Raw genomic sequence first — 17,269 nt, 5'->3', positions numbered from 1 at the left:
GAAAAAATGGAAAATAATATAAGTTTGACTCTAAAAGTATGGCGTCAGAGCGACTCTAAAGCTAAGGGTGGTTTTGAAACTTACAAACTAGAGACAGTATCTACCGACAGTTCATTCCTTGAGATGATGGATATCTTAAATGAGCAATTAGTTGGTGAAGGAAAAGAGCCTGTTGCATTTGATCACGATTGTCGTGAAGGTATTTGTGGTATGTGTTCATTATACATCAACGGACGTCCTCATGGGCCAGATGATGATGTAACAACTTGTCAGTTACACATGCGTAAATTCAAAAATAACGAGACTATTACAATTGAGCCTTGGCGTTCTGCTGGTTTCCCCGTAATTAAGGATCTTATTGTTGATCGTACTGCTTTTGACCAAATTATTGCTGCAGGTGGTTACACTTCAGTAAGTACTGGTGGTGTACCTGATGCAAATGCACTTCCTATTCCAAAGGATGATGCGGATGAGGCTATGGATGCTGCTTCTTGTATTGGTTGTGGTGCTTGTGTTGCCACTTGTAAAAACGGATCAGCAATGTTATTCGTTTCAGCAAAAGTTAGTCACTTAGCATTATTACCACAAGGACAAGTTGAGGCTGCACGTAGAGCTAAAGCCATGGTTGGTAAAATGGATGAGTTAGGTTTTGGTGCTTGTACAAACACTGGAGCTTGTGAGGTAGAATGTCCGAAAGGCGTTTCTATTGCAAACATCGCTCGTTTAAATCGCGAATATTTAAGTGCTAAGTTGAAAGACTAATCACTTTTATTAACATATTTAATCCCCAATTTTCTTCGGAAGATTGGGGATTTCTATTTTTATATTAGTTCAATTAAGCTGAATTCACAATTAATGTTAAATAAAGATTTGTATTTACTTATATTTTTTCTATTTTTCGCTTGATACGCTTATGTAAATGTAATTCATGCCCTATAGAAGACTCCCTAATACAGATCAGGCTAGATTAAGAGCTTTAAAAGCTGCTTTGGATGAAGGAAGTAAATACTATCCTTTCGACTTAGCATATCCCACCAAACTACACCTCGACTTAAAGTCATTTTTACCACAATTCGAACAATCAGTTAATCAATATAACTCTAGTAAAGACCGTCAAGCTCAAATTGGCAAGCAACTGTCAGAATGTTTTAAATCGTCTAAAATATACCTCTCACACTTTATACAAGTTGTAAATTTCAGCATCATCAGAAAAGAATTAAAACCTGAAGTAAGAGAGGAATACGGGATGGATATTGATGATAAAGCCGTACCAGAATTAGGCACAGAAGCCCAACTATTACAATGGGGTGCCAAAGTTATCCCTGCTGAAGAAAAGAGAATGGCACTAGGTGGAAGTAGAATCTACAATCCATCCATTGCAATGGTAAAAATTAAATTTGAAAAATTTAAAGAGTGCTACAATAATCACAAAAACCTTTTATCTACAACTCAGAAGATGTTAGAAAAAGTTAGTGAATTAAGAGCTCAGGCAGATGCAATTATTCTTAACTTATGGAATTCGGTGGAAGAAACATATAATGAATTAGAACCCTCAAAAAAGAGAGAACAATCTGCAAAGTATGGGCTTGTTTACGTATTTAGAAAAGAAGAAAAAGAGCTAAACTAACTCTCTCTTACCTTTTCTACATTTTTCATCATTCGTATAGCAATAACAAATCCCACAAGGCTTACACCTAACCAAACGTAATTGATTGATTCTGTTGCTGCTGATAATGGATCTTCATCTAAGAAATTATTCTGATATAATGCAAACATCAGCAAGGCTAAGAAGTTATTAACAAAATGACAAAATATAGGCAACCATAAACTTTTTCCATACATCACCATATAACCAAATAAAGCACCCAATATCAGGCGTGGGAAAAACCCGAAAAACTGCATATGAATAGCACTAAACAAAAAAGCACTTAACCACACACCAATATGCTTATTTTTAAACATACGCGCAAATAATGGCTGTATACCACCTCTAAACAACAACTCTTCCCCTACTGCAGGAACTATTGCAACCACAAGAATATTAAATATGAAACTTATCCGAGAATCATTAGAAAGAATAAGCTGTGTTAGATCGTTAGCCTGATCTTCTTGAATTCTCAACCACTTTTCTACATCTGCTAAATATTCAGAAAAAGGAATTAGCTGATTTATGTATCCCAAATAACTTACCAATGGCTGAACCAACATCACTAACAAAAAACCTAAAGCAAATAAACTTAACTTAGGCATGTTACCTATTTGATAATACTGCTTAATATTTAAACGATAGTATTTAGCATACAGGATAGGAGGTAAAATAAATAAAGATACACTTTGAGAAAGCTGATAAAATCTCAAATAGTTTATATCGCTCAAAATGATTGAAGGATTATTAAGTATTTCTGTTCCGAAGAAAAATATTCCGATTACAGAACATACAATAGTACAAACAACAAAACATACTAAAACAGTAAACAATAAAAACAGCAGTTGTCTTAAGGCTGAAGTATACATATTCAATAAGGAGTTTATCTAATAAAAAAAAGAGAAGCACATGGCTTCTCTTTATATAATATCTTAATTCAGATTAAAACCTGAGCATATGGCAAAATTAACTATTGTAGCCCCATTTTATGTAAGTAGATCCCCAAGTGAATCCAGCTCCAAATGCTGCCAATACAATATTATCACCTTTCTTCAACTGCTTCTCCCATTCCCATAAACATAAAGGAATTGTTGCAGATGTAGTATTTCCATAACGATGTATATTTATCATTACTTTTTCCTTATCAATACCCATTCTACGTGCAGTAGCATCAATAATTCTAAGGTTAGCCTGATGTGGTACAAGCCACGCAATGTCATCAGCAGTTAAATTATTTCGTTCCGCAATCTCGGCAGAAACATCCGCCATATTTGAAACAGCACGTTTAAAAACAGCTTGACCTTCTTGATAAACAGAGTGCATTTTTGCATCTATCGTCTCGTGAGAAGATGGATTAACAGAACCTCCAGCTTTCATTAATAAATGCTGACGCCCAGAACCATCACTTCGTAGTATAGTATCCATTACCCCAACTTCTTCCTCAGTTGGTTCAACCATAACAGCTGCAGATGCATCTCCAAAAAGAACACATGTGGTTCTATCTGTATAGTCTGTAATTGACGACATCTTTTCAGCGCCCACAACTACAACCTTCTTATGCATTCCTGACTTTACGAATTTATTAGCAACATCTAAGGCATATAAAAAACCAGAACAAGCTGCATTAACATCAAAACTTTGGATATCTTTAATACCTACTTTATCACAAATTATTGGGCCTGTTGCAGGAAAAACATGATCAGGAGTAACCGTTGCACAAATTAATAAATCAACATCCTCTGGAGCAGTATTTGTTTTCTTAAGTAATTCTTTAACAGCCTCAGCGCCCATATCAGAAGCACCTTTACCTTCACCTTTAAGAATTCTGCGCTCCTTAATACCAACACGAGTCATAATCCACTCATCAGAGGTATCAACCATTTTGCTTAATTCTTCATTTGTCAATACATAGTCTGGAAGATATGCACCAACTCCTGTTATAACGGCGTTAATGTTTTTCATTTGATAGTTTTTATTTTTTAATAGTCGTAATCAATAATATAACTAGCATATCCATCAGCATAACTAATGCTAATAAAAACACATGCCCGAATAATAGATAATTCGGCAACTACTATTTTGAGTGTTTAGGCTCTTTAATTGCAAAATCCCTAAACAAATAACCTTTTCGAAGTTAATTTACAAATGCCTTAAAGCAAAATTTGCCTCGCATATGCGAAGCAAATTTATAAAGACTTTTGACAAAAAAAAATTATGCTGTCACTTCTTGTGCTACAGCTAATTTTCCTCTATAAAAACCACACTCACCACATACGGTGTGTAGCTTTTTTGTAGAACCACAGTTAGAACATACTCCTAATCCTGGAATAGCAGCTTTATCGTGAGTTCTTCTTTTATCTCTTCTAGTTTTAGAAATCTTTCTTTTAGGATGTGCCATCTTAAAACGCTTTACTTATTTATTATTCTTTAATTTTCTTAGTGCTTCCCAACGGGGATCTATATCATCTTCGCTAATCGCTTCTTCTTCGTGATGATTTTGCTGATTTAATCTGTCAATCATCTCATCATCACAACTATCATCATCAGTTTCGTTGCTATGCACTGAACGCAAAGGCAAACTAACGACAATAAATTCATATATCAATTGAGCTAAATTAATCTCATGTTCTTCGTGCGGAAGTATTATTATCTCCTCACTAGGTTCATCATAAATAGCACCAAACTTAACATACATGGTACCTTCAAAACTTACCGGAACAGTTAATGCTGCCAAACAATTATCACATATTGAATTCACTTTTCCTTCAATACTAAAATCAAGCTGCAACATTTGCGACTTCTTCAATAAAGTAACTTCTACTTTAAAATCGCCATTTTCAACTACTGAATCATTGATTTCCTTAAAAAAAGAACTATCAACACTGTAGTTAAAAAAATGCCTACCTTCTTTTAACCCTTTGAAAACTAGGTTATATTCATTCAGTTTAGCCATTTAACCCGATATAAAAACTTTGCAAAAGTATAAAAATAAATAGTAGTAGCGAAGAAATACACTCTTATTTTTCATTTATTTTTTTCGTGCATCTATTTGTAATTGTGCAAATAAGCTAACATAGTTGCGAATACATGCTTACAGGATAATTCTAAAGGTGGTTCCTTTTCCTAATTCAGATTCTTTTACAAATATCTTTCCACCATGATATTCTTCAACTATTCTTTTTGTAAGAGTTAAGCCTAAGCCCCACCCTCTCTCTTTACTTGTATAGCCAGGCTCAAATACTGTGGCATGTTTTGATTTATGAATACCCTTACCGTCATCACTAATATCAATAACAATTTGATCTCCTAAATGCTGCGAAGAAATCGAAATTACTCCCTTTCCTAAAGTTGCATCAATGGCATTCTTTATCAAGTTTTCGAGAACCCACTCTAACAATACGGCATTAGCGTTTATTGTTTTGCTTTCTTCAAAATCTAATTTAAACTGAATTTTGGAGGATACTCTATTCTGAAAGTAATCTAGTGTACCCAAAACTAGTTCTTTTAAATCTAGGGACTTCAAAATAGGTTTAGAACCAATTTTTGAGAAGCGATCCGCTACATTCTGCAGACGAGAGATGTCGTTCTTCATCTCTGGCACTATTTTACTATTTTCATCCTTTAGAGCCAACAAATCGGCCCATCCCATAAGGGATGAAATAGGAGTACCTAATTGATGAGCTGTTTCTTTTGACATACCAACCCATACTTGATCTTGCTCTCGCTTGCGAGCACTATTAAATGCAAAATAAGCAGTTAATACAAACACTATTATAATAATTAACTGAACAATTGGAAACCACGTTAATTTAACAAGCAATAAAGATGATCTGTAATACAGGTACTGAACCTCGTCATCTCCCAAATTTATAACAATGCGCTTACCTGTTTTTTTCATCCGCTCTAGCTCAGACTGAAGATATTGTTCTGCTCCTTGTTTAGGTAGCTTTATATTACGATGATGATAAATAATTCCCTTATCGTCAGTTAATAAAACAGGAACAGTATTATTATTTTTCAGAACTTCAAGCATCAAACTAACTGCCTGCTCATCAATATCGGGCTGTACTAACTGCCTTGTAGCTTCCGCCCACAGAGCTACCTTTTGCTCTTCTTCAATTTTTAATTCATCAGTTAATAGTTTAGTATAAATTAAGGAAGCACTCCCAATAATAACAGAGCCAATTAAAATAAAAAGCTTAAACAATCGCTTACGAGAATAATACATGTTTGATTATAAATTAACAAAAGTGAATTTAATTAATTATTGAACGTTCAAACACTTATCTTATTATAATTTATTTAGCACACCACTTTAAAATCATTCTATTAATTTCTTCGCGTTGCGCTGGCTTCACAATAAAATCATCCACACCTACATTAAATGCTTGATCTTTTATCGAAGAATCATTATTTGCAGTCATGGCTATAATAGGGCAAGTTGAATTCAATTTCTTCACTTCTGCTGTAGCTTCGAATCCGTTTAACTCAGGCATTTGCAGATCCATAAATATAATATCATAACTACATTCCGTGAACATTTTAATCACATCATTTCCATTATTAGCTATGTCAATTGTATACCCCAATTTACTAAACAGATTACTTGCTACTTTTTGATTGAAAAGGTTATCCTCTGCTACTAAAATTTTCAAATCATGAGGAACAACCTTACCAACCATACTTGTTGTATCTTTAATACTTGTGAAGTAACGCAATAAGAAACTTTTAAAAATATCAATTTTAACTGGCTTACGCAGATAAATATCAGCTCCTAACCGTTTACCAATATTGGTGTTCATTTTTTGATAATCTGAGCTTTGAAGAACAATCAGATACTGCGTATGAAGGTTATAGTTATAAAGTTCCTGCAAGAAATCAATTCCGTTAAAATCAGGACGTTGGTCTACTATGATTGCATGATACTTTTTAGTATCTCGAAGAGAGACAATCGTTTCTTGGGATGGCGACATAATCTTATATTTTATACCAAGAGCCATCATATTTTTTGTAATAGCTTGTACCTGAAGCAGGTCGTCACTTATTACAAGAACATTAATCTGAGTCCATGCAAATATATATGAGAAATCTAAATTCTTTCTTTTTCTCATGCTCAACAGCGGCAGTGTGAAACAGAAATCTGAGCCTGGATATTCTTCATTCGTTGATATTGAAGATGGACTTACAGCCCATATTTCACCGCCCATCAACTGTACTAAATTTTTCGATATTGAAGTTCCTAAACCTGTCCCTCCAAATTTTCGAGTAGTACTTTCATCTTCTTGAGAAAAAGATTGAAAGATAGTTTGAAGTTTATCTTTATTTATGCCAATACCTGTATCACTAACCGTAAACTTAAGAACAGAATTACCATTTAAAGCTTTTACTTTCTCAACCTTTAATCTCACCTCTCCGTGGGCCGTAAATTTAATAGCGTTTCCTATAATATTTATTAGCACCTGTTTAATTCTTAGAGGATCGCCCAAATAATCTTCTGGAATATCCCCGTCTGATTCCCAGCTTAATTTTAAATTACGCTCTTTTACTTGAACCTCGAAATCGCCTATTATATGCTGAATTTCTTTATTCAGATTCATCGGAATAGCTTCGACCTCAAGCTTTCCTGATTCAATTTTAGAGAAATCGAGTATATCGTTAATTAAGGCCAACAAAGTATCTGCTGATCGCTTTACAATGCCCAACATATCGCGCTCTGCATCCGGTAGGTTATTTGACAGCAGCATTACATCAGTCATCCCTATAATACCATTTAATGGCGTACGTAGTTCATGACTAACATTAGCAATAAAAGTAGTTTTTGCAAGATGCGCCTTCCCACTTGGTTCAACTATTTTCTCAAATGGTGTTGACTCTATAAATACTTCAATAGTATATTGTTCATCCTGCAGAAAGAAAGGAACTGTTTCATTTAAAAGGATCTGCTGATTTCCTTGGCCATTATCAAGAACATACTTACTTGATGTTTTAGTGATATCAATGTGTTGTACTACTTTCTTTTTCTCAAATATTACATGATAGTTTACTGTAGAATTAAGTAATAAATCTTCATCCTCGTAATCAAATAAATTAAGGGCAGCTCTGTTAACTTGTTTAATTCGCTTATTACTATCTAGCATTACCACGCCTACAGGTAAATAATGCAGAACTTTTTGTAAAGCTTCCTCTGATTGATTTAATCGAATTGCATTTACTTTATTTTTACTTACTACACGTAAGAAAAACAAAACGATCAACATAATAATCACAAAAGTAATAAGAGCAATAATTGCAAAATTCATTAAAATTGAATCTGTAATTGGCTTAACTCTCAACGAGAAGGCCATAACCACAGGGTTACCTGATATCTTAATTACCTCAAATGAAGTTAGTACTTTTTCACTAACACCATTATGATTCATTGTGTGAATTATAGCGGTATCACCCATTAATACAGAAGCATATAAATTTTCCTTCTTTTTACTAGCTAAACTTAAACCTTCCTGAGTAGAGAATATTACATTATTATTATGATCTAAGATCCATTCTACTTGATGACCTCTGATACTGAAATTATGAAAAAGATCTTTATAAAACCGCTCCGCATCAATACTAAAACTAACATAACCATAAATATAGCTATCAGCGTACAGTGGCTGTTTGTATTCAATTGTATTATTTTTAATATTTAGATTAACTGTTTCTTTAAAATACTCCTGCCGATACTGCTCACTATATTTAGATACAAATACGCCATTATTCATTTTACTGAGTGTATAACAATGCCCTTTAGTATCACTCACGGTAAGCTCTTTTAGCACATCACCATATCTATTGTATAGCAATTGCGTACGCTCTTGTACAATTGTATTTTCGGCAATCGTATTAAACTCAAATAAAGCATTCAGCTCCTTTTCGTTTAATAAAAGAAGAATATTGGTTTTGGTTTCCTTGAAGAATTTCTGATGATTTTCCTTACAAGTTCGTATTTCTTTGGTAAGTACTTCTTGGTGAATATTTAATTGCCAATTATAGGTATCGTAATAATAATAAATATTAGATGCAATTAAAAAAACTACACTTGCTATTACTATTCCAATGGCTTTATTCATATTATTTTAGATAAACTAGGCGCAATAATTCTTGCAGGTTCATAACTTGTAATGCGTTAATATCTTGTTTAGGTTTTAGCGATATTTCTCCTCGTTCGATTCGAATATACTTAAATAACTTTGATATCTGGTAAGGGCAATTTCACCAACTTCCACTGCATTTTTTACAGCACATCCAGGTTCATGAATATGAGTACAATTACCAAACTGGCAGTACTCCGACACTTTAAAAATCTCAACAAAATAATGATGTAACTCTTCTTTTTCAATATCAATTAAACCATAACCTCTTATACCAGGAGTGTCAATTATGTATCCTCCAAAATGAAGCTCATGCATCTCGGCAAATGTAGTAGTGTGTCTTCCACTTTGATGAACATCTGATATTTCGGCTACTTTCAAATTTAAACCTGGTTGAATCCGATTTACTAAGGTAGATTTGCCAACACCTGAATGGCCTGCAATAACACTAACTTTATCTTTTAATAAATTAGTTACTACACTTAAATCCTCATCCTTTTTAGCTGATATCGCATAGGTTTCGTATCCTATACTTTCATACATTTCTCTGCAGTCATCAACCAATTGAAGATGTGCATCGTCATAACGATCTATCTTGTTGAAAACTATCCTAACAGGTATACGATAAGCTTCTGCTGAAGCCAAAAAACGATCGACAAAAACATTTGTAGTTATAGGATAATTAACGGTTACGAGTAGTACAGCCTGATCAATATTTGCTGCAATAATATGTGTTTGTTTTGATAACTTTGAGGCCTTTCTGATAATATAGTTTTTTCGTTCTTCAATTTCAGCAATAACACCAACGTCGTTAGCCTCATCCCATGAGTAATGCACCACATCACCAACACTAACCGGATTTGTACTTTTGATATCTTTCATACGAAATTTACCTTTAATGGTACAATTTACCATTTCACCTTCGGTAGTTTTAACAATGTACCGGCTCCCTGTTGACTTAAAAACTATCCCTTTTTTCAATTTGATATTGTTGATTTTGTAATGATAAGAATATAATCCGACTAGTGCATCTTACAACGCTAAAAATATATTTTGCAAAATATCAGCGTCATATTTATTACAAACACTTCACAAAGATAATAATCATGTGCTAATACTAAATTAATTAAGCATTGATAATACGTAATAAATGTACTAATTTATGGAAGAATATTTTTTTTGGATAAAAGTCATTTCTATCTGTAACTATTTTAAGTATTAAAGCGTCACATTCTAAAATACTCTAATCTTGACTTAAAATACACTTGATTTGATTATTTCTACTTATACCATAACAACTTAAATCTATATAATTGTGAGTAATAGTATAATAAAAGTAAATTCTCTTCATAAATCTTACACAACGGGTGCTAATTCCTTACACGTATTAAAAGGTATTGATGTGGATATACTTGAAGGAGAAATGGTTTCAATAATGGGATCTTCTGGTTCAGGTAAATCTACGATGCTTAATATTTTAGGTATTCTGGATAATTACGACCAAGGTGAATATTACCTTAATAATATTTTAATTCAGAAAATGAATGAAAGAAAAGCAGCCGCTTTCCGAAACAAATATTTAGGTTTTATTTTCCAATCCTTCAATCTTATTTCTTTTAAAAATGCCATGGAAAACGTAGCACTACCACTGTATTATCAAGGCGTAAGCAGAAAAAAAAGAAATGAAATTGCATTAGACTATTTAGACAGGTTAGGACTTAGAGATTGGGCTGAACATTTACCTAACGAATTATCGGGAGGGCAAAAGCAAAGAGTCGCAATTGCTAGATCACTAATCTCGAAGCCTAAGGTAATATTAGCCGATGAGCCTACTGGAGCTCTTGATACACAAACCTCTTATGAGGTTATGGAGATTTTAAAAGAAGTAAATGACTCGGGTATAACAGTAATTATTGTTACACACGAAAATGATATTGCTGAGAAAACAGGGAGAATTATTAGACTAAAAGATGGATTAATAGAATCCAATACCTCCAATATTATTCAACCTGTAATCAACTCAGTAAATTAAAAGTGTTATGATTGACTATATTCAGGAGATTCTATCTACTTTAAAGCAAAATAAACTTAGGGCAATAATGACAGGCTTTAGTGTTGCTTGGGGAATTTTTATGCTCATATTATTATTGGGTTCTGGTAAGGGGCTACAAAATGGTATGGAAAATAATTTCAGAGGAACTTCAAAAAATGCACTATGGATTTGGAGCCGAAGAACACAAGTAGCTCACGACGGACTAAAAGCCGGTAGACGAATTCAGTTCACTGATCAAGATGTTGAAGCTTTAAAACTCCACTTTGATAAAAATATTGATAATATTTCTGGTAGATTTTATTTAAATGGAGAAGCTAGAATTACTTACAATAATGAATTTGGCACTTTCAATACTGAAGGTGTAATGCCCGAATTTAAAGAAATTCAAATTGTGGATCTTAAAGAAGGCAGGTATATAAATAGTATTGATATTGAAGAGTATAGAAAAGTTATTATTATATCTATACCTATTAAAAATGCTCTTTTTAAAGATGAAGATCCTATTGGTAAATATATTCGCGTAAATAACGTGCCTTTTTTAGTAGTGGGTACCTTTACAGACCCCCAGGATAAAGAAAGAAAAAGGGCCTACCTCCCACTCACCACAGCACAAAGAGTATTTAACGGCAGTAATAAGCTTGGTGAAATGGCCATTGCTACCAATGCAACTACTGTAGAAGAAAATAAGCGCATAGAAGAAGAGGTTAGGTTACTATTAGGCAAACGCCACAGGGTGGCACCGGAAGATAAACAAGCCTTAGGTATTTGGAACACACTTGAACACTTTAAACAATCTCAAGGCATTTTTGCTGGCATAAGGATGTTTGTTTGGATAATTGGTATTATGACCATTATAGCAGGTATTGTGGGAGTAAGCAACATTATGATTATAATGGTTAAAGAACGCACCAAAGAAATTGGCATTAGAAAAGCCATAGGAGCTACACCATTCTCTATTATTCGCTTGGTACTTTCTGAATCTGTTTTTATTACGGCCCTTTCAGGATTCTTCGGTTTAGTGGCTGGAATGGGAATCTTGTCATTGGTATCAACTGCACTTCTACAAGCTGGTAGCGATGTCGAAAGAACTTTTTGGAATCCATCAGCTAGCCTTGGAGTCGCTTTATGGGCATTACTTATACTCATTACTGCTGGATTAATTGCAGGATACATCCCTGCAAAGAGAGCAGCTTCCATTAGACCAATTGAGGCTTTACATGTTGATTAACTTAAACTAAAATTATCCTAATGTTTGACAGAGATAGGTGGCAAGAAATAATAAATGCCATAAAAACTAATAAGCTAAGAAGTGCCCTTACCGCTTTTGGTGTATTCTGGGCAATATTTATGCTCATTGTAATGACAGGTTCTGGCAATGGTTTAAAAAATGGCATCACCGAAGGTTTTAAAGACTTTGCCACCAACAGTGGCTTTATGTGGGCTAACACTACTACAAAAGCACATGAAGGTTATAATCGAGGCCGTAATTGGCAAATCAACAACAAAGACATTGAAGAAATTAAGGATCAAGTTGCCGGAATTGATGTAATCTCACCAAGATTAAATGGTTGGAATTTGAGAAATGGTGAAAATATTGTCAGAGGAGAACGATCTGCTGCATTTAATGTAATGGGCGATTATCCATCATACCGTAAAATAGACCCTTGCACTATGGTTTGGGGACGTTATATAAATGATGAAGATATACTTCACAAACGAAAAGTATGCATCATTGGAGAAAAAGTTTACGAGATAATGTTTGATGAAGATGAAGATCCGGTAGGAACTTACATCAGAGTTAATGGAGTTTACTTTATGGTTGTTGGCGTGTTTAAATCGAACAACCCGAATATTAACATCGGCAGTAACAAAAAGGAAACCGTTTATCTTCCTTTTACATCAATGCAGCAAACTTTCAACTATGGAGATCAAGTTCACTTTTTTGGTATTACTGCCCAAAAAGGAACTAAGATTAGTAAGGTAATCGACTCAATTAAACCTATTTTACAAAAAAATCATAAAATAGCTCCAAAAGATGATGAAGCCATTGGGCAGGTCGATCTTGAAAATGAAATAAAAGGTATGTTCTACATGTTCTTAGGTATCGATATTTTAATATGGGTAGTTGGTATTGGCACTTTGATAGCTGGCGCAATTGGGATTAGCAACATTATGCTTATTGTAATTAAAGAAAGAACTAAGGAAATTGGTATTCAGAGAGCGATTGGTGCAAGACCAAAAATTATTATAGGACAAATTTTAATGGAATCAGTATTTCTAACAACAATTGCTGGCTTCCTAGGCCTCGCATTCGGAACTATTGTTCTTTACCTTGTAGATATGGCAGTAGACACATCAATAGCTAATGCTGGACCTGATGACCAAACATTTTTTATGAATCCTGAAATTGGCTTACCCATTGCAATATCAGCATTACTAATGTTGATTACTGTTGGTTTTATAGCCGGACTAGTTCCTGCTTTAAATGCTGTGAAGATAAAACCAATTGATGCATTACGACACGAATAAAAACAAATAAACAAAACAATAACCTTCAATACATTACAAACAACTCTAGGTATTGAACTAATAATAGTGAAAATGAAAAAAGCTTTTAAAATTTTAGGTGGTCTATTAATATTAGCCATTTTGGGATGGGTAGTGTATTACTTATATAACCAAACTAAAAAAGATCCAATAGTCTACGAAACTGAAGCAGCTGGATTGGATAATGTTATTATGAAAACTGTTGCTACAGGCTCCGTTGTTCCAAGACAAGAAATTGAAATTAAACCACAGGAGTCTGGAATTATTACTGATATATATGTTGAACCAGGTGATGAAGTTAAGAAAGGCGACTTAATAGCCAAAATACAAATCATCCCAGAAATGGTTCAAGTTAACAACGCTGAAACACAACTTAAAAAAGCGAAGATTAATTATAAGAATGCTGAAGTTGAATACAAGCGCAAAACTGAATTATATAACAACGGAGTTATTGCCCAATCTGAATTTCTAGATGAGCAAACACGATATGAAAATGCCAAAGAAGATGTTGAGGCTGCTGACAACAACCTTCAGTTAATTAAAATGGGTGTTACCAAAAAAATGGGTAATCAAACAAACACCATTATCAAAGCTACAATTGAAGGAATGGTATTAGATGTACCTGTAAAAGTAGGGAATTCGGTTATAAAAAGTAATACGTTTAACGATGGAACAACAGTAGCTTTTTTAGCCGACATGAACGAAATGGTTTTTGAAGGCAAAGTGGATGAAACTGAGGTTGGTAAAATCGAAGAAGGAATGGACCTTTTGCTCTCTATTGGCGCCATTGATAAAGAAAAATATCATGCCAATTTAGAGTTTATCGCCCCTAAAGGCGTTGAAGAAAATGGAGCTATTCAGTTTGAGATTAAAGCTGCAGTTAGTTTAAAAGAAGGCCAGTTTATTCGAGCCGGATACAGTGCTACTGCCGATATTGTTCTTGACAAAAGAGATAGTGTACTTGTGCTAAAAGAGAAACTTATCACATTTAGTAATGATTCTGCCTTTGTGGATGTTAAAACAGGAGAACAAGTATTTGAAAAGAAATTCATTGAAACAGGTCTGTCTGACGGGATTAAAATAGAAATTCTTTCAGGTATCAACGAGGGTGATGAAATTAAGATCCCCAAAAGCTAATCACTAACCTAAATACATAATCTAGTATAAAGATATTTTCGCCATGAATAAAATGAAAATACTCATTTCAATTATAATTACATTTACACTTTTTGGTTATTGCCCTGCTCAAGATAGTTTAGCAATTAATTCAAACACATGGAGCTTACAACGCTGCATTGAGCATTCATTTGAAAATAACCTTACGGTGAAACGTCAAATGCTCAATGTTGATGTTCAGAAAAATGAACTGAAGCAGAACAAACTCAACAGACTTCCTGATTTAAACGCAAGATTGAGTGGTGGCTACAACTTTGGCCTTACCTGGATTCAGCAAGAAGGACAAAACATTGATGCTAATAACAGCTATGTGAGTCCTAGTTTAAGTAGTAACATCCCAATTTATCAGGGATTAGCCATCAATAACAGCATTAAAAAAAGTGAATATGACTTATTGAGCGCCACAGAGACAACTAATAAAATTAAGAATGATATCTCTCTACAAATAACAGCTCAGTTTCTACAGATAATTTTAAATAAGGAATTATTAAACGTAGCTGAAAAGCAATATGAAACAACTGAACTACAAGTTGAAAGAACAAACAACCTCGTAAAAGCAGGAAGTGTTGCAAAAGGTAACTTACTTGAAATTAAATCACAGGCGGCTAAAGAAGCGCTTGTTGTAACACAACAAAAGAACGAGCTTACCATATCATTACTTACATTAGCTCAATTATTAGACATTGAGCGACCTATTAATTTTGACATAACAACTCCTGATATGCCTGAAATGGCAACTGAGTTTGCTGAACAACTGCCAAATATTATTTACGACAGGGCTGTAGAAAATATGCCTGAAATTAAAAGTGCAGAATACTCCGTAACAAGTACCGAGTATGATTTAAAAATTACAAAGGGAGCACTACAACCGACACTTGGTGTTGGCATGGGAATGGACTCTCGCGCGTCTTGGCTTCTTGACGATCCTAATAATGTAAATCGCGACTTTCTTGATCAATTAGAGAGTTCGAGAAATATATACATTGGTGCGCAACTTAACATTCCCATATTTGGTCGTTTACAAACAAGAACAAATATTTCTAACGCTGAAATTAGAGTAATGGATGCTAAATATCAATTGCAAATACAAAAACTCACTCTAATTAAGGAAATACAACAAGCTTATGTGGATGCTCTTGCATCGTACAATAAATATTTATCGAGTTTAGAAGCTGTTGAATCATTTAAAGAATCGTTTAAATATACAGAACAAAGGTTTAATGTAGGAATGGTAAACTCGGTAGATTACAATGTTGCAAAAACAGACTATACTCGAGCCCAATCTAATTTATTGCAATCTAAATACGAATACGTATTACGAACAAAAATCTTAGATTTTTATAATGGTATCCCGATAGAACTATAATTGAAATTAATTGGCTTGGCAGAATTAAATCCTGCCAAGCTAAATAACACCAAGCTTAACAACCTCATTGGGTAAAATTCCTTTTACCTTTTTAAACATCTCTGTAAATTTAGACATATTAGTATATCCCAACTCAAATCCAACTTGGGTGATATTTAAATTCCCTGTTTTTAATAGTCGATATGCCTCATCCATTTTAGCATGAGTGTAAAACTGATATATAGAACAATCAAAAAGTGTTTTAAAGTCACGCTTTAATTTTGACACACTAACACCAAACTCCTCTGATAATCCTTGTATTGTTATCTTTTGATTAAAGCTAGATAATAACTTTTCTTTTATTAAAAGAAGCTTTGAATAATCTTCTTTATGCAGTCCTTTAAGCCCACCTTCAATTAAATGTTGCTCTGCATTCATGATAAATACACAAAAAGCCTCAATGGCTCTTGCCTTGATAAATGCAACACGCCCATAGTCGTGTTCATTAAAGTAAAAAATATCATCTGTTAATCGTTCAACCTGCGTAGAAAGTGGCATGTGATATGCAACAGGATCTTGCGTTCCAAATAAAGATTTATATAAATGATCAGCCTCAGGTAATAAATTTAAAAAAGCACCCTTCGTTAGCTTATAAGTAATTGTTTTTACTTTCATATTTGCAGGAAACTCTGTTACAAAAGGAAATAAACCATTATGCACATAAGCACCTAAAAGGGTATCTGCTTCAATTAACTGCCTTCTATCCAAATCTGTATGAGGAACCTGCCCTTTCTTAAAAAAGCTAATATGAATATAGTCTGGTTCACCATCAGCAATTCTTTCAATTACAACATGTTTATTATGCCCAGCATCAGTCAAAAGCAACTCCATACCATCAATAACTTTGACACTTTGAAGCATTATACTACTATCATTGTTCTCAAGTTTATATGAATCAGCACTAAACTCACCACCTAAAACATCATGCAGTGCTTTAATGTAATTTACACCCGGCCCTTCTTGCACCTTAATATGTAACTCCTTATCACTCATATTGTAATATTTTATAATCAACCTTCAATTGTTATATGCCAATAATTATGCCAATTGAGCTAATAGGATTAGTAGATGAGCCTTTTGGATTAGATCAACACTACTAGTACGCCCTATATTTGTATTGTTAAAATTAATACACAATTAAAATTAATAAGATGAAAGCTTTAAAAACATTATTTGCAGCAAGTTTACTATTAGGATTAGGTTTTACATCATGTAACAAAGATGATGATTCTGTTAGCCCAGATGCTCCAGTGCATTTACCAGCAGAAAGTCCAGAAAACCCAATTGGTGTGGTACCAGAACCAATGAACTAA

General features: G+C 33.8%; 17 protein-coding genes. 9 read left to right on the top strand and 8 right to left on the bottom strand.

The genetic code is table 11. From position 1 onward, the window contains the following. Positions 1-6: 6 nt before the first annotated feature. Positions 7-762 (top strand): succinate dehydrogenase/fumarate reductase iron-sulfur subunit, encoded by a 756-nt coding sequence (locus QMO11_RS07835; RefSeq protein WP_282036781.1) that lies wholly within the window; start codon positions 7-9, stop codon positions 760-762. Between the two features lie 166 nt (positions 763-928). Further along, positions 929-1,627, top strand: coding sequence for a hypothetical protein (locus tag QMO11_RS07830; RefSeq protein ID WP_282036780.1), 699 nt, complete (start codon positions 929-931; stop codon positions 1,625-1,627). On the opposite strand, the gene QMO11_RS07825 is transcribed toward QMO11_RS07830, so the two are convergent. Continuing rightward, a complete protein-coding gene (locus QMO11_RS07825) occupies positions 1,624-2,250 on the bottom strand; it encodes a CPBP family intramembrane glutamic endopeptidase (protein WP_282036779.1) in 627 nt (208 codons plus the stop codon). The genes QMO11_RS07830 and QMO11_RS07825 overlap by 4 nt on opposite strands. 127 nt (positions 2,251-2,377) lie before the next feature. On the opposite strand from QMO11_RS07825, the gene QMO11_RS07820 reads away from it, so the two are divergent. Next, positions 2,378-2,536 carry a hypothetical protein gene (locus QMO11_RS07820; protein ID WP_282036778.1) on the top strand — a complete coding sequence of 53 codons (159 nt, stop codon included), beginning with the start codon at positions 2,378-2,380 and terminating at the stop codon, positions 2,534-2,536. Positions 2,537-2,611: 75 nt separating this feature from the next. Here the strand turns inward: QMO11_RS07820 and QMO11_RS07815 are convergent, their stop codons facing one another. From QMO11_RS07815 to rsgA, 6 genes are all read right to left on the bottom strand, one after another. Continuing rightward, positions 2,612-3,607 carry a beta-ketoacyl-ACP synthase III gene (locus QMO11_RS07815; RefSeq protein WP_282036777.1) on the bottom strand — a complete coding sequence of 332 codons (996 nt, stop codon included), beginning with the start codon at positions 3,605-3,607 and terminating at the stop codon, positions 2,612-2,614. Positions 3,608-3,857: 250 nt separating this feature from the next. Beyond that, positions 3,858-4,043 carry a 50S ribosomal protein L32 gene (rpmF, locus tag QMO11_RS07810; protein ID WP_068474062.1) on the bottom strand — a complete coding sequence of 62 codons (186 nt, stop codon included), beginning with the start codon at positions 4,041-4,043 and terminating at the stop codon, positions 3,858-3,860. A gap of 15 nt (positions 4,044-4,058) precedes the next feature. Then, on the bottom strand, positions 4,059-4,598 hold the full coding sequence (locus QMO11_RS07805) for a YceD family protein (protein ID WP_282036776.1): 540 nt from the start codon (positions 4,596-4,598) through the stop codon (positions 4,059-4,061). A gap of 138 nt (positions 4,599-4,736) precedes the next feature. Continuing rightward, positions 4,737-5,873 (bottom strand): sensor histidine kinase, encoded by a 1,137-nt coding sequence (locus QMO11_RS07800; RefSeq protein WP_282036775.1) that lies wholly within the window; start codon positions 5,871-5,873, stop codon positions 4,737-4,739. 70 nt (positions 5,874-5,943) lie between these two features. Next, positions 5,944-8,754 carry a response regulator gene (locus QMO11_RS07795; protein WP_282036774.1) on the bottom strand — a complete coding sequence of 937 codons (2,811 nt, stop codon included), beginning with the start codon at positions 8,752-8,754 and terminating at the stop codon, positions 5,944-5,946. A gap of 75 nt (positions 8,755-8,829) precedes the next feature. Continuing rightward, a complete protein-coding gene (gene rsgA, locus QMO11_RS07790; RefSeq protein WP_282036773.1) occupies positions 8,830-9,756 on the bottom strand; it encodes a ribosome small subunit-dependent GTPase A in 927 nt (308 codons plus the stop codon). A gap of 334 nt (positions 9,757-10,090) precedes the next feature. Between rsgA and QMO11_RS07785 the strand changes: the two genes are divergently transcribed. The 5 genes from QMO11_RS07785 (at position 10,091) to QMO11_RS07765 (ending at position 15,917) form a co-directional block, all read left to right on the top strand. Beyond that, positions 10,091-10,807, top strand: coding sequence for an ABC transporter ATP-binding protein (locus tag QMO11_RS07785; RefSeq protein ID WP_282036772.1), 717 nt, complete (start codon positions 10,091-10,093; stop codon positions 10,805-10,807). A 7-nt stretch (positions 10,808-10,814) separates the two neighbouring features. Further along, positions 10,815-12,056, top strand: a complete 1,242-nt coding sequence (locus QMO11_RS07780) for an ABC transporter permease (RefSeq protein WP_282036771.1) — start codon at positions 10,815-10,817, stop codon at positions 12,054-12,056. Between the two features lie 20 nt (positions 12,057-12,076). After that, positions 12,077-13,357 carry an ABC transporter permease gene (locus QMO11_RS07775; protein WP_282036770.1) on the top strand — a complete coding sequence of 427 codons (1,281 nt, stop codon included), beginning with the start codon at positions 12,077-12,079 and terminating at the stop codon, positions 13,355-13,357. Positions 13,358-13,429: 72 nt separating this feature from the next. Next, entirely contained in the window at positions 13,430-14,512 is a 1,083-nt protein-coding gene (locus tag QMO11_RS07770) for an efflux RND transporter periplasmic adaptor subunit (RefSeq protein WP_282036769.1), read from the top strand. A gap of 43 nt (positions 14,513-14,555) precedes the next feature. Then, complete coding sequence (locus tag QMO11_RS07765) at positions 14,556-15,917, top strand: TolC family protein (protein WP_282036768.1); 1,362 nt, start codon at positions 14,556-14,558, stop codon at positions 15,915-15,917. A 39-nt stretch (positions 15,918-15,956) separates the two neighbouring features. On the opposite strand, the gene QMO11_RS07760 is transcribed toward QMO11_RS07765, so the two are convergent. Then, entirely contained in the window at positions 15,957-16,949 is a 993-nt protein-coding gene (locus tag QMO11_RS07760) for a helix-turn-helix transcriptional regulator (RefSeq protein WP_282036767.1), read from the bottom strand. Positions 16,950-17,107: 158 nt separating this feature from the next. Between QMO11_RS07760 and QMO11_RS07755 the strand changes: the two genes are divergently transcribed. Next, on the top strand, positions 17,108-17,269 hold the full coding sequence (locus QMO11_RS07755; protein WP_282036766.1) for a hypothetical protein: 162 nt from the start codon (positions 17,108-17,110) through the stop codon (positions 17,267-17,269).

It is taken from the genome of Saccharicrinis aurantiacus, assembly GCF_947489045.1.
Taxonomy (GTDB): Bacteria; Bacteroidota; Bacteroidia; order Bacteroidales; family Marinilabiliaceae; genus Saccharicrinis; species Saccharicrinis aurantiacus.
This window is presented reverse-complemented; position numbering and strand designations above follow the sequence as displayed.

Excerpts from the sequence above, each read along its gene's own strand:
- QMO11_RS07780 (WP_282036771.1), top strand. The coding sequence starts at position 10,815 with ATGATTGACTATATTCAGGAGATTCTATCTACTTTAAAGCAAAATAAA.
- rpmF (WP_068474062.1), bottom strand. The coding sequence starts at position 4,043 with ATGGCACATCCTAAAAGAAAGATTTCTAAAACTAGAAGAGATAAAAGA.
- QMO11_RS07830 (WP_282036780.1), top strand. The coding sequence starts at position 929 with ATGCCCTATAGAAGACTCCCTAATACAGATCAGGCTAGATTAAGAGCT.
- QMO11_RS07765 (WP_282036768.1), top strand. The coding sequence starts at position 14,556 with ATGAATAAAATGAAAATACTCATTTCAATTATAATTACATTTACACTT.
- QMO11_RS07820 (WP_282036778.1), top strand. The coding sequence starts at position 2,378 with ATGATTGAAGGATTATTAAGTATTTCTGTTCCGAAGAAAAATATTCCG.
- QMO11_RS07755 (WP_282036766.1), top strand. The coding sequence starts at position 17,108 with ATGAAAGCTTTAAAAACATTATTTGCAGCAAGTTTACTATTAGGATTA.
- QMO11_RS07795 (WP_282036774.1), bottom strand. The coding sequence starts at position 8,754 with ATGAATAAAGCCATTGGAATAGTAATAGCAAGTGTAGTTTTTTTAATT.
- QMO11_RS07800 (WP_282036775.1), bottom strand. The coding sequence starts at position 5,873 with ATGTATTATTCTCGTAAGCGATTGTTTAAGCTTTTTATTTTAATTGGC.
- QMO11_RS07770 (WP_282036769.1), top strand. The coding sequence starts at position 13,430 with ATGAAAAAAGCTTTTAAAATTTTAGGTGGTCTATTAATATTAGCCATT.
- QMO11_RS07775 (WP_282036770.1), top strand. The coding sequence starts at position 12,077 with ATGTTTGACAGAGATAGGTGGCAAGAAATAATAAATGCCATAAAAACT.
- QMO11_RS07835 (WP_282036781.1), top strand. The coding sequence starts at position 7 with ATGGAAAATAATATAAGTTTGACTCTAAAAGTATGGCGTCAGAGCGAC.
- QMO11_RS07815 (WP_282036777.1), bottom strand. The coding sequence starts at position 3,607 with ATGAAAAACATTAACGCCGTTATAACAGGAGTTGGTGCATATCTTCCA.
- QMO11_RS07760 (WP_282036767.1), bottom strand. The coding sequence starts at position 16,949 with ATGAGTGATAAGGAGTTACATATTAAGGTGCAAGAAGGGCCGGGTGTA.
- QMO11_RS07825 (WP_282036779.1), bottom strand. The coding sequence starts at position 2,250 with ATGCCTAAGTTAAGTTTATTTGCTTTAGGTTTTTTGTTAGTGATGTTG.
- QMO11_RS07805 (WP_282036776.1), bottom strand. The coding sequence starts at position 4,598 with ATGGCTAAACTGAATGAATATAACCTAGTTTTCAAAGGGTTAAAAGAA.